Source organism: Pseudomonas sp. NPDC098747 (genome assembly GCF_044760045.1).
In the GTDB taxonomy this organism is placed as follows: Bacteria; Pseudomonadota; Gammaproteobacteria; order Pseudomonadales; family Pseudomonadaceae; genus Aquipseudomonas.
Map to the genome: position 1 here is coordinate 60,717 of NZ_JBIWAL010000016.1, position 12,782 is coordinate 73,498.

Consider the following 12,782-nt stretch of genomic DNA (forward strand, 5'->3'; position numbering starts at 1 on the left):
CCTGGCCAGCCACTCGTTCTTTCCAGATAGCAAAGGCCTCTGTGCCTGCACCTCGACGGCGAACCTGACTGAGATGGCAATGACAAAACCACGTTCGAAAAAGGCTTTTTACATTGGCCTGCCGCTGGCACTGGCGATCAGCGCCGGGGCCGGATTCGCGGTCTGGGATATCTGGTTCAAGGACAATCCCGGCTACCCGCGCAAAGTCATGCAGCAAGCCGAAGAACTGCACGAACACATGCTCTCGTTCGACAGCCACATCACCATCACCCAGAACTTCGGCACCACCGGCAATGAAGTCGACAAGGACGGCAACGAGCAGTTCGACCTGGTCAAGGCCAATCGCGGACGCCTGTCGGGCGCGGCGCTGACGATCTTTGGCTGGCCGGAAATCTGGAACGGCGCCAACGCCCCGCACAGGCCCACCGCAGGCTTTGTCGACGAGGCGCGCAACCAGCAGGAAGTGCGCTACAAAATCATTTCCGGCATGGTCCGCGACTTCCCCAATCAGGTCGGCATTGCCTACACCCCGGCCGATTTCCGCCGTCTGCACGGCGAAGGCAAGTTCGCCATCTTCATCAGCATGCTCAACGCCTATCCACTGGGCAACGACTTGAACCTGCTGGATGTGTGGACGGCGCGCGGCATGCGCATGTTCGGCTTCAGCTACATCGGCAACAACGACTGGGCTGACTCGTCGCGTCCGCTGCCGTTCTTCAATGATTCACCGGACGCCCTCGATGGCCTCTCCGACCTGGGCAAACAAGCGGTAAAGCGTCTGAATGACCTGGGCGTGATCATCGACGTGTCGCAGATGTCGACCAAGGCCCTGGAGCAAGTGGCGCAGCTGAGCCGCACGCCGCTGGTGGCCTCGCACTCGGCTCCTCGGGCGATGGTGGATATCCCGCGCAATCTCAGCGACAAGGAAATGCAGCTGATCAAGAACAGCGGCGGCGTGGTGCAGGTCGTCGGCTTCTCGCAATACCTGCGACCGCTCACCCAAGAGACCCAGGACAAGCTCAACGAGTTGCGCAAACGCTACGACCTGCCGCCGCTGCCGAACCTGGCCATGGCTTTGATGCCCGGCGATCCGATCATCTCGGCGTGGTCGGAGCAGAAGTTCGGCGAGTACGCCGGCCAGCTCTACGCAATCCTCGAAGGCGAACCAAAAGCCAGCCTCAAAGACCTCGGCGATGCCATCGATTACACGGTCAGAAAGATCGGCATCGACCACGTTGGCATCAGTTCGGACTTCAACGAAGGCGGCGGCGTCAAAGGCTGGGAAAACGTTGGCGAGATCCGCAACGTCACCGCCGAACTGCTGTCGCGTGGCTACAGCGAAGCCGACATCGCCAAGCTCTGGGGCGGCAACTTCCTGCGGGTGTGGGATCAGGTGGAAAAATCCGCCAAACCGGCGCTGGCCACTGCGCAGGGAACCGCCAAGCCATGAGCAATCGTCGTGACTTCCTGAAGCAGGCGGGAATTCTTGCTGCCGCGTTGCCATTGGGTGCGAGCCTGCCGAGCATCGCCAGTGCTTCGCCCGCTGCGCCACTGCCGCGCAACAAGTGGGCGCAGTTGCAACAATTGTTCGATCAGGATCCGGACTACCTGCACTTCTCCAACTTCCTCATCACCTCGCACCCCAAACCTGTGCGCGAAGCGATCGAACGGCATCGCGCCGCCCTCGACAAAAATCCCGGCCTGGCCATGGACTGGGATCTGGGCGTGATCGAGGAGCGCGAAGAAAACGTGCGGGTCTGGGCGGGTCAATACCTGCAAGCCAATGCCAGACAGATCGCCCTCACCGGTAGCACCACCGAAGGTCTGGCGACGATTTATGGCGGCGTGCATGTGCGCCCCGATCAGGAAATCCTCACGACTGCCCACGAACACTATGCCGTTCACACCATCCTCGCGCTGCGCAAGGAGCGTGATGGCACACAGGTGCGCAAGATCCGTCTGTTCAAGGACCCGCAAACCGCGACCAAAGCCGAAATCCTCGCTGCCATCGACAGCGCCATTCGCCCCGAAACCCGCGTGTTGGGTATGTGCTGGGTGCATTCGGGCAGCGGCATGAAGCTGCCGATCGGTGACATCGGCGCCCTCGTTGACAAGCACAACCGCGGACGTAGCGATGCCGACCGGATCATCTACGTGGTGGATGGCGTGCACGGGTTTGGCGTGGACAACCTGAGCTTCGCGCAGATGAACTGCGATTTTTTCGTCGCCGGCACCCACAAATGGATGTTCGGTCCGCGTGGCACCGGGATCATTTGCAGCCGCTTCGAAGACGTCCGTTACGTCACGCCGATCATTCCAACGTTCTCTGAAGCGACGACGTTTGCCACCACGATGACGCCCGGCGGTTATCACGCGTTCGAGCATCGGTGGGCGCTGGATGAAGCCTTCAAATTGCACTTGCAACTGGGCAAGGCCGAGGTCGAGGCGCGCATTCACGCGCTCAACAGCTACCTGAAAAAACGCCTGCAACAGCGCCCGCAAATCGAACTGGTCACGCCATTGAGCCCCGAGCTGTCCGCAGGGTTCACCTTCTTCCGGGTCAAGGGCAAGGACAGCGACAAGATCGCTGCGTACCTGATGGCCAACAAAGTGGTGGCCGATGCTGTGGAGCGTGATGTCGGACCGGTAATCCGTACCGCGCCGGGGCTGCTCAACGACGAAGCGCAAATCGACCGCCTGCTCGCGGTTCTGGATAAAGCGCCGTGAGCCCGAACATTTTTTTTTGACGAGACTCGAAATGAACAGTGAATTGCCTCGTTTTGCCGTGAAGAGCCTCTCGGCGCTGATGCTGACCGCCCTCGCCGCCTGTCTGTTGCCGACCGCTGCCCAGGCCGCCACCGCTGCCGCACCGGGCAAGGTGTTCAAGGACTGCAAGGACTGCCCGGAAATGGTCGCGCTGCCCACCGGCACATTCACCATGGGCACCCCTGAAGACGAAGTCGGTCGCGAACCCGACGAAGGCCCGATGCACCCGGTGACATTCGCCAAGCCACTGGCGATCAGCCGCTTCCAAGTCCTCAAGGGCGAGTGGTTCGCCTACCTCAAGGACAGCGGTTACGTCATGCCGGATGGCGATCCCCGCCCGGGACGCGCGTGCAAGGCAGGGATCCCGGATTATGCCGACAGCGACCCGCGCAAGCAGTACACCGACAAGCATCCGGCGGTGTGCATGGACTTCGCCGAGGCCAACGCCTACGCGGCCTGGCTGTCGAAGAAAACCGGGAAGCAGTATCGACTGGTCAGCGAGTCCCTGCGCGAATACGCCGCCCGTGGCGGCACCAGCGACCCCTTCCCTTTCCCGTTCGATGAGGGCAAGGAATACAGCATCGCCAAGCATGCCAACACTTACGGCGCGGCCGACGGCTACAACTTCACCGCGCCGGCCGGCAGCTTCGCAGCCAACGCCTTTGGTGTGTACGACATGCACGGCAACGTCTACGAATGGACCGCCGATTGCTACAACGAAAACTACGAAGGCGCGCCGAGCGACGGCAGCGCGTGGCAAACCGGCAAGTGCCAGTTCAAGCGCATTCGTGGCAACGACTGGGGTGAAGCGCCGGTGTTCTCGCGCTCCGGCAACCGCAATGCGCTGGCGCCCGAAGAGCGCGGCGACTGGATCGGCTTTCGCGTGGCGCGCGACCTGTAACGCCGAGCGCTACCGCGGCGCCGGCCGCTCACTCGTCGCCTGAGTCCTCGATAAACCCGTGGGCGGCTAAATCGCTGCTCGCGGGTTTCGTCTTTTAACCAGCCCAACCTTTGAACCAATGCCTTGACCGGCACTAAAAGCGGAAACCTCCATGACCACAAAATCGCGCGGAGCCATCAGTGAAGTCCTCGGCCTGCTCAAGCCTTACCGGGTCGTCGTGGCGCTGTCGATCCTGCTCGGCATGCTCGGTGGCGTCAGCGTCACCGCCCTGCTGGCGACCATCAACAAAGCCCTGAACGGCTCAGGCAGTCCATCGCCCTCGGTGCTGGCAACGTTTGCCGGGCTCTGCGCATTTGCCCTGTTGACCTCGATTCTGTCGGACATCGGCACCAACCATGTCGGCCAGCACATCATTGCCGGTTTGCGTAAATCCCTGGGGGAAAAGGTTCTGCTGGCACCCATCGAACAGATTGAACGGTTCCGCAGCCACCGCTTGATTCCGGTGCTGACCCACGACGTCGACACGGTCAGTGACTTTGCCTTTTCCTTCGCGCCGCTGGCCATCGCCTTTACCGTGACCCTCGGTTGCCTGGGGTATCTGGCGTTCCTTTCGCTGCCGATGTTTATCCTGCTGCTGGTGGCCCTGGTAATTGGCATTGCGGTGCAATACGTCGCCCGCAACAAAGGCATCAAAGGTTTCGAAACGGCTCGCGAAGCCGAAGATGAACTGCAAAAGCATTACAGCGCGATTGCCGCCGGCGCCAAGGAATTGCGTATTCACCGGCCGCGCCGCCAGCGCATGTTCAGCCAACGCATCGAAGGCACCGCTGATTTTATCTGCAAAACCCACATCCGTTCGGTCAATATTTTTGTCATGGCCAAGACGTTCGGCTCGATGCTGTTCTTCGTCGTCATCGGCCTCGTACTGGCGCTCCAGTCATTGTGGCTGGGCACTGACAAAGCCGTGCTCAGCGGTTTTGTGCTGGTGTTGCTGTACATGAAGGGCCCGCTGGAATACCTGATCACCACGTTGCCGGTGATCAGCCGCGCGAACATCGCCTTCAAACGCATCAATGACCTGGCCGAACAGTTTTCCTCACCGGAACCTCACCTGCTGCTGAGCGAATCGGCGCCGGCAAGTAAAGCCCCCGTCCAGCACCTGCAAATGCACAACGTGCATTACGCATTTCCAGCGGTCAAAGGCAGTGCCGCATTCGAGCTGGGCCCGGTCAATCTGAACATCGCTCAGGGTGACATCGTGTTTATCGTCGGCGAAAACGGCGGCGGTAAAACCACCCTGATCAAACTGCTGCTGGGTTTGTACGCGCCACAACGCGGCGAAGTCTTGCTCAATGGCCAGGTGGTTGATGCCCGCGCCCGCGATGACTACCGCCAACTGTTCACGACCATTTTTGCCGACTACTACCTGTTCGATGAACTGGTACAAGGCGATCAACAGGTACCCGCCGACGCCGGCCGTTATCTGGAGCGCCTGGAAATTGCGCACAAGGTGAGCATTGAGGACGGCGTGTTCAGCACCACCGATCTGTCCACCGGGCAACGCAAGCGCCTGGCCCTGATCAACGCCTGGCTGGAGGAGCGTCCGGTGCTGGTGTTCGACGAGTGGGCTGCCGACCAGGACCCGGCCTTCCGGCGGATCTTCTACACCGAATTGCTGCCGGAACTGAAACAGATGGGCAAGACCATCATCGTGATCTCCCACGACGACCGCTATTTCGACGTCGCCGATCAACTGGTGCGCATGGAAGGTGGCCGGGTCGTCACCCACAAAAAGCCCCTCGAAACCGCCTGAGCGATTGCGCCATGTCTGCCGACGGCACGTGCGTTCTGTCGGCCTTGAACCTGAATGTTTATCGCCGTGGACCCGGCTGCCGGCAACGCCGTCAGCGACCATGGCGCTGCCAACCACGAGAGACCGATGAACGACTTACTCGATGATGAGGTGCTGGCGCTGTTGATGGCCGATGCCGGCGTGCAACTCCAAGGCATCCCCGCCCGCCCCCACCTGACCCCGGCGCCGCTCTCGTTCGCGCAGCAGCGTTTGTGGTTCGTGCAACAGCTGAACCCCGACAGCGCCGCGTACAATCTTCCGCGTGCCGTGCGCCTGAAAGGCACGCTGCAAGCCCGGCATCTGGAAGCGGCGCTGAACACAGTCATCGATCGCCACGATGTCCTGCGCAGTGCGATTGTCGAGATCGACGGCGTGGCGATGCAGGTCGTCGATCAGCGCGCGACACTGAAACTCGCCTTCGAGGATCTGCGCGACCTGAGCAGCGAAGTTCGCCAAGCACAGCTTGCCCAGCGCATTGCCAACGAGGCCGGTAAACCCTTCGACCTGACGCAGGCGCCGCTGATGCGGGCGACGCTGCTACAGATTGCCGACGATGAACACCTGCTGCTGATGAACATGCACCACATCGCGTCCGATGCCTGGTCCAATGCCATTTTGATGCAGGATTTGATGCAAGCGTATGCACAGGTCGGGGTTGGCAACCCTTCACCGTTGCGCCGACCCGCCATTCAATACGCCGACTACGCCAACTGGCAGCGTGGCGAATACCTCAACAGTGCTGCGTGCGCAGCCAGCGCCGACTATTGGCGTGACTACCTCGGACTCACTCTGCCGCCGCTGGACCTGCCGACCGACTTCCCGCGCCACGAACAAAACACCCACCCGGCCGGCAAATACGACTTCAGCCTGCCTGCTGCGCTGACGCGGGACCTGAACCGGTTCTGCCAGCAGTCTGGACTGACGCCGTTTGTGGTGGCGCTCGGCGCCTGGCAACTGTTGTTGAGCCGCTACAGTAACCAACATGACTTCACGGTTGGCGTGCCGAACGCGAGCCGCAATCGCAGCGAAACCCAGGAGCTGGTGGGCTTTTTCGTCAGCGCTCAGGTCTATCGCGTACGAATCGATCCGCAGCTGCCGTGCAAGGATTTCCTCCAGCGCCTGCGCCGCGAAACCCTCGCCGCGCTGGATCATGCCGACTACCCGTTGGAGTTGAGCTTCGACGCTCTGCAACTGCAGTCGAACCGACAGGCCAATCCGTTATTCCAGGTGCTGTTCAACTGGCGTACGCAAGCGCCTGGGGACGGTCCGTTGACGCTGGGCGACCTGGCGCTGGACTTTCTGCCGGCGGGGACAACCCAGGCCAAATTCGACCTGTCGCTGGACGTCGGTTATTCGCTCGACGGCATCGATGCCAGCCTTGAATACAGTCGCGACTTGTACACGCCCGCGACCCTCCAGCGTCTCGCCGGCCACTGGCAAAACCTGTTGCAGGCCATCACTGAAGATCCGGGCCTCGCGCTGAGCGAGCTGCCACTGCTGACCCCTGAGGAACGCCGTGTCCAGCTGGAGCAATGGAACCCGCCCGCCTCGGCCTTGCCCGACGTTAGCGTGCACCAGTTATTCGAGCGTCAGGCACTGGCAACACCCAACGCGCTCGCGCTGATCGTTGACGATCTGCAACTGAGCTATGCGCAGCTCAACTCATCGGCCAACCAACTGGCAAGAACCCTGATCGAATGCGCCGTCGGCCCTGAAGTCCGGGTGGGCATCGCCGTTGAACGTTCGGCGCACATGATCATCAGCCTGCTGGCCGTGCTCAAGGCTGGAGGCGTGTATGTTCCGCTCGACCCCGACTACCCGCAGGAACGCCTGGGCTGGATGATTGAGGACAGTGGTCTGGGCGTCTTGCTGACGCAACATTCGCTGCTTGAACGTCTGCCATCAACACCGTCGGTCAACGTTGTGTGTGTCGATGACATTGATCCTCTCGATGACCGTCATACCGACAATCCGCCCTGCCGCACCTTCGGTAACAATCTGGCGTACGTGATGTTCACCTCGGGCTCCACCGGTCGCCCGAAAGGTGTGGGTATCACTCACGCGGCACTGACCCGTCACGCACAAACCGGCCTGGAGTTCCACGGTCTGACGCCGGCCGACCGCCTGCTGCAATATGGCACCTTCAATTTCGATGCGTTTGTCGATCAGCTTTACCCGGCCCTGATCTGCGGCGCTTCGGTGGTGCTGCGCGGGCAGGATATCTGGGACAGCGAGACCTGGTACCAGCAGTTGCTGGAGAAAAAATTCACCGTCAGCGAACTGACCACGACGTACTGGAACATGCTGGCCAAGGACTTCGCAGCCGCCGGCCCGCGTGATTACGGATCACTGCGCCAAATGGTTGTCGGCGGCGAAGCGATGCCGCCGGAAGCGGTCGCTGCCTGGGGCCAGGCCGGCCTTGGCCACGTGCGCCTGCTCAATGTCTACGGCCCGACCGAAGCCACGGTCGACTCGACACTGCACGATTGCAGCGACTACGTCAGTGGGCGCACAGCGTTGCCCAAAACCATCCCGATCGGCCGACCGCTGGCCGGTCGCGCGGTCTATCTGCTCGATGCCGGTGGCCAACCCGTACCCGTCGGCACTGTGGGCGAACTGATGATCGCTGGCGACCAGCTCGCGCGTGGCTACTTCAATCGACCTGAGCTGACCGCCGAGCGCTTCATGCCGGACCCGTTCGGCCTACGGGGTGGCCGCCTCTATCGCACTGGCGACCTGGCGCGCTACAACGCCGACGGCGTGATCGAATACGTCGGACGCCTCGACCATCAAGTAAAAATTCGTGGCTTCCGCATCGAACTCGGTGAAATCGAGTCGTGCCTGCTGCAAATGCCCGCCGTGCGTGAGGCCGTGGTGATCGCTCACGAAGCGGTGACCGGCACACAGTTGATCGCCTATGTGGTCGCCCATTCAAGCGAGCCTTCGAGTGAGCCGCAACAAAGCCAACTGCGCGAGGCCCTCAAGGCTGAACTCACGCGCCAATTGCCGAGTTACATGGTGCCTGCCCACCTGATGGTGCTGAACGCCCTGCCACTGAGCCCGAACGGCAAACTGGATCGCAAGGCGCTGCCCTTGCCCGAGATCCATCAGACCCACGCCGTGTTTCGTGCGCCGCAAACACCGCTGGAAACAGCGCTGGCCGAACTCTGGCAAGAGGCGCTGCACGTCGAGCGTGTCAGTCTGGACGACAACTTTTTCGAACTGGGCGGACATTCGATTCTGGCCATTCAGTTCATCGCTGCATTAAACAATCGCCTGGGGATCAAACTGGCCTTGCAGCAAATGCTCGCGCACCCCACGGTCGAAGTGCTGGCCCGGTTTATCGCCATGGAGCATCAACAGCAGGTGCAATGCGTGGTCGAGCTCAGCGGGACGACTTCATCGGCGCCACCGCTGTTCTGCATGCACCCCAGTGGCGGTATCGTCTTCTGTTATCAGCCGCTGGCCAAGCGATTGAGCAAGCACGCCCGCACCTTCGGCATCATGCATAAAGGCTTCGCCGACAAGGATGCCAGCACCCAGACCTGGCCGCAGATGATTGCCGAATACACCGAGCAGATTGTCGAAAAGCACCCCGACGGGCCTTATCGCCTGATGGGTTGGTCACTGGGCGGCGCGATCGCCATGGACGTGGCCGCCGCTCTGGAGCGCCAGGGTAAACAGGTGACGTTCCTGGGCCTGGTCGATACCACGCTGCCGGAAAACATCTTCCCTGCGGATCTGCCACGAAAACCGAGGGAAGAAGACAATCCCGATTTTTTCAGTGCAGAAAACGAACTGTCCGTCGCCGTGGAAATGTTCAGCCTGATGTTCGCCCACCTGGAAGAACCCGCGACGCGCTACATCGCCGAGAATCCGACGACCGATCTCAAGACCTTTTATCGCTGGGCCAGCCAGCAAGCCGCCACTGACGAACAAGCGATGATCACGACTCTGGAGGCGATCAAGCAGGAAATCATGAACGCCCAGGCGTTCGACATCCACGAACGACTGGTGAAAAGTTTTGACGCGTTTTCGTTGCCACGGCTCAACGTCAGAGCCAGTTGCTGGTGGTCGCTGTCGCACAAGACCCTGGAGCAAGTGCTGCACTCGGAGCAGGTATTGCGCCAACATAACGTCAGCGGGCAGTTGCAAGGCTCGATCCACTCGCCATTGCCGCATCGCAGCATGATTTACGGCGAAACATTGCTGGACTCCTTTGAAACCGTACTCCTCGCTTGTGAGGCGACGGCACGCGACTGACCGTTCAGAGTCGGTCAACGAAAAACGCAGAAGCTTTGGCTTCTGCGTTTTTTTATGCCTGTAACTCTTTAGCGCCGTGGATCTGGCGAAAGAAATCCGGGCACAAAAAAACCGGCCCACGCCCTCCTTCAAGGAGCGTGGGCCGGTTCGCTTCAGCGACCCGTCAGTGCATCAGAACTCAGGGGTGTACTTCACGGAGAACATCACGTTACGTGGATCACCGAAGTTGTTGTTGCCGCTGAGCTGGTTGTACGCAGACGTAATGTACTGCTTGTCGAACAGGTTGTTGGCGTTGACCGCCAGACCGATCTCCGGCGTCAGCTGGTAGGCGAAACGCGCGTTCCACACGGTGTAACCCGCCACCTCGTAAGTGCCCTCGTAACCCAGGGTGTGGTTTTGCGTGGTGAAGCCCAGACCTGTGCTGAGACGGTTCAAGTCACCGGTGAACTGGTAGTTGCCCCACACGCGCAGCATGTGTTTCGGCGTCCAGGTGCTGAAGGTGCGACCTTCCATGTCCGGGTCATCGAGGTACTTGGTGGTGTTGTAGGTGTAACCGGCAAACAGCTGCAGGTTGTCCGTTACCGCACCACTGATTTCGGCATCCAGCCCCTGGCTCCGCACTTTGCCCGCAGCGGTCGAGCAGTACCAGCCGTCACATTCCATACCACCGGAAACATCATCGACGGTGCGGTTTTCCTGGTCATACCGGAACAGGGCCAGGGAGGTGTTGACCCGACCGTCCATCAGCTCACCCTTGAGGCCGATTTCATAGTTGGTGCCAACAATCGGCTTGAGCATCGAACCACCGGCATCGCGCACGGTCTGCGGCTGGAACACGTCGGTGTAGCTGGCGTACACCGCCCACTCGCGGCTCAGGTCGTAGACGATACCGGCGTAAGGCGTAACTTCACCGGTTTCTTTCGAAGTGCTTGGCGTATCGGCAACATAATTGTCGGTGAACGCAGCCTGGTTCTTGGCCTTGTAGCTGAAGTCATACCAGCTGACACGGGAGCCCAGCACCAGGGTCAGGTCGTCGACCGGTTTGACACGCCAGGTACCGTACAGACCTTTCTGGCGGATATCGTATTTACTTCTGATCCCACGGCCGCCGGGGGTATTGAGCAAGCTGTCATAGCTGACGTCGGGGCGGTTGTTGTTGATGTCGAAGATCGTGTCGGTGGCGCTGTTGTTGAAGGTCCGGGCGAGTTGATCATCCGTCTCCAGCTGGGAGTAGTTGCCACCCAGCATGACTTCCTGTTGCATCGACAAGGCTTCGAACTTGCCGTTGAGGTTCATGTCGAGACCGACCTTGGTGGAGTCGAAGTCGGTGACGAAGTCGGCATATTGCAGGCCACTGCCATCAGGCTTGAGGCCCGCGCCGGAGCTTTGCAGGCGCTGGCTTTTCGAGGTGTTGGTCTCGGTCATTTGCACAGCACCGACCTTGAACGCCCAGTCGTCGCTGAAACGATGTTCGAGATCGGCGTACAGGGTGGTGACATCGATTTGCGAGTGGTTCCATTTGGCGCCGCCGTAGGTCGAACGCCCGATGTTTGGCATCGAACCGTCGGCGTAACGTGGCAGGCCACGGATCATTGGGCGCGACTCGGCTTCAGTGCGGCTGACCGCCAGGCCCAGGGTGGTGTCATCACTCAGATCGAAGTCCAGCGAGCCGTACAGCGAGTGGGTCTTGCTCCACTCGCTGTCGACGAAGGAATTGCTCTGATCTTCGTCGGCAACGATACGGCCACGAATGTTGCCGGCCTGATTCAGCGGGCCGCCCGCGTCAATTTGCAGACCGTAGTGATCCCACGAGCCGGCCTTGCCGGTGATGGCCACCGTCGGAGCAGACTGGCCGCGCTTGCGTACCAGGTTGATCGCGCCGCCAGGGCTACCGGTGCCCTGCAACAGCCCGGCTGCACCGCGCAGTATTTCCAGTCGGTCGAAGAAGATCAGGTCCTGGGTAGCCCAGTTGCCCAGCGAATAGGTGTTACGCGGGATCGGCACGCCATCGTACTGCCAGTCGTCGATCTGGAAACCACGCGAAGAAATGATCAGACCCTTGCCGACACCTTGCAGGCCGACGATGCCGGTGGTCTGGTTGAGCGCATCCTTGAGGTCGACCAGATCCTGATCGTCCATTTGCTTGCGCGTCATCACGGTGATGGACTGCGGAATTTCCTTAAGGGTGTGGGTGCCCTTGCCGATCGTGACGGCGTTGGAGGTGTACGAGTTGCTGCCTTCTGTCGTCGCTCCAACCTGTTGCGCACTGATGTTGGTCGCGCCCAATTCCAGGCCCTCGGTGGCAGTGCCGCGCACCAGCATCAGGGTGTTGCCCTCGACGCTGTAGCGTACGCCGGTGCCCTTGAGCAGTTCGGCGACGGCCGCTTGCGGGCTCATCTTGCCGCTGACCGCGTGGCTCTTGAGGCCGGCCATGTCGTCAGCGTTGTAGATCACTTGTTGATTGGTCTGCTGACCGAAGGCTTGCAGCGCTTGCGGCAACGACTGCGCAGGAATGTTGATGCTGACGTCTTCAGCCATTACCTGGGCGCTGAGTGGCAATACGCAGACCAGCCCCAGACCGGTCAATACGCGACGCGAACGCAGGCCGCGGGACATGACGAGTGCCTTGAACAGAGGTTTCAACTCATGAATTGCTGACATCGTGCTCTCTATTATTGGTAGAAGTGGAAGTCCATTGGGCCGAGGGGCCCGCCGTTGTCGGCACAAGGGAGCCACGCACTGTCAACGGCCCACGGGGCGACATTTCAGTACATGGCCGACCGGCCCCTCCCCGGGCGCGGTCATCTGGCTGGACAACGACGAAATCTTTTCTGCTGAACAAATCCGGTGTCTGGGGCTGCCCTGCCCGACCTGATTTGCCCACATACCTAAGTAAGACGCAGCACCTGCAAAAAACCGGAATGAGTTTATTTATCATTTACGCAAAAAGTTAAAAAAAAGGCCGTCGCTGTGGGCGACGGCCTTTTGTTTCTTGCTGTG

6 protein-coding genes are annotated in these 12,782 nt (G+C 60.5%); 5 read left to right on the forward strand and 1 reads right to left on the reverse strand.

What is annotated here, in order from left to right; genetic code table 11:
• Positions 1 to 79: 79 nt before the first annotated feature.
• The 5 genes from pvdM to ACIQVE_RS12760 all read left to right on the forward strand — a co-directional run bounded on the left by pvdM (position 80) and on the right by ACIQVE_RS12760 (position 9,782).
• On the forward strand, positions 80 to 1,450 hold the full coding sequence (gene pvdM / locus ACIQVE_RS12740) for a pyoverdine-tailoring dipeptidase-like protein PvdM (RefSeq protein ID WP_402808560.1): 1,371 nt from the start codon (positions 80 to 82) through the stop codon (positions 1,448 to 1,450).
• Positions 1,447 to 2,727 carry an aminotransferase class V-fold PLP-dependent enzyme gene (locus ACIQVE_RS12745; RefSeq protein ID WP_402808562.1) on the forward strand — a complete coding sequence of 427 codons (1,281 nt, stop codon included), beginning with the start codon at positions 1,447 to 1,449 and terminating at the stop codon, positions 2,725 to 2,727. The genes pvdM and ACIQVE_RS12745 overlap by 4 nt, the downstream gene beginning before the upstream one ends.
• Positions 2,728 to 2,758: 31 nt before the next feature.
• A complete protein-coding gene (locus ACIQVE_RS12750) occupies positions 2,759 to 3,667 on the forward strand; it encodes a formylglycine-generating enzyme family protein (RefSeq protein ID WP_402808563.1) in 909 nt (302 codons plus the stop codon).
• Positions 3,668 to 3,818: 151 nt separating this feature from the next.
• Positions 3,819 to 5,480 carry a cyclic peptide export ABC transporter gene (locus ACIQVE_RS12755; RefSeq protein ID WP_402808566.1) on the forward strand — a complete coding sequence of 554 codons (1,662 nt, stop codon included), beginning with the start codon at positions 3,819 to 3,821 and terminating at the stop codon, positions 5,478 to 5,480.
• A gap of 126 nt (positions 5,481 to 5,606) precedes the next feature.
• Positions 5,607 to 9,782: an amino acid adenylation domain-containing protein gene (locus ACIQVE_RS12760; protein WP_402808601.1), complete on the forward strand. Its 4,176-nt coding sequence runs from the start codon at positions 5,607 to 5,609 to the stop codon at positions 9,780 to 9,782.
• A 171-nt stretch (positions 9,783 to 9,953) separates the two neighbouring features.
• On the opposite strand, the gene ACIQVE_RS12765 is transcribed toward ACIQVE_RS12760, so the two are convergent.
• Positions 9,954 to 12,443 carry a TonB-dependent siderophore receptor gene (locus ACIQVE_RS12765; RefSeq protein WP_402808568.1) on the reverse strand — a complete coding sequence of 830 codons (2,490 nt, stop codon included), beginning with the start codon at positions 12,441 to 12,443 and terminating at the stop codon, positions 9,954 to 9,956.
• Positions 12,444 to 12,782: the final 339 nt, after the last annotated feature.

Coding starts and splice junctions, on each gene's coding strand:
- ACIQVE_RS12755 (WP_402808566.1), top strand. CDS start 3,819: ATGACCACAAAATCGCGCGGAGCCATCAGTGAAGTCCTCGGCCTGCTC.
- ACIQVE_RS12750 (WP_402808563.1), top strand. CDS start 2,759: ATGAACAGTGAATTGCCTCGTTTTGCCGTGAAGAGCCTCTCGGCGCTG.
- pvdM (WP_402808560.1), top strand. CDS start 80: ATGACAAAACCACGTTCGAAAAAGGCTTTTTACATTGGCCTGCCGCTG.
- ACIQVE_RS12760 (WP_402808601.1), top strand. CDS start 5,607: ATGAACGACTTACTCGATGATGAGGTGCTGGCGCTGTTGATGGCCGAT.
- ACIQVE_RS12765 (WP_402808568.1), bottom strand. CDS start 12,443: ATGTCAGCAATTCATGAGTTGAAACCTCTGTTCAAGGCACTCGTCATG.
- ACIQVE_RS12745 (WP_402808562.1), top strand. CDS start 1,447: ATGAGCAATCGTCGTGACTTCCTGAAGCAGGCGGGAATTCTTGCTGCC.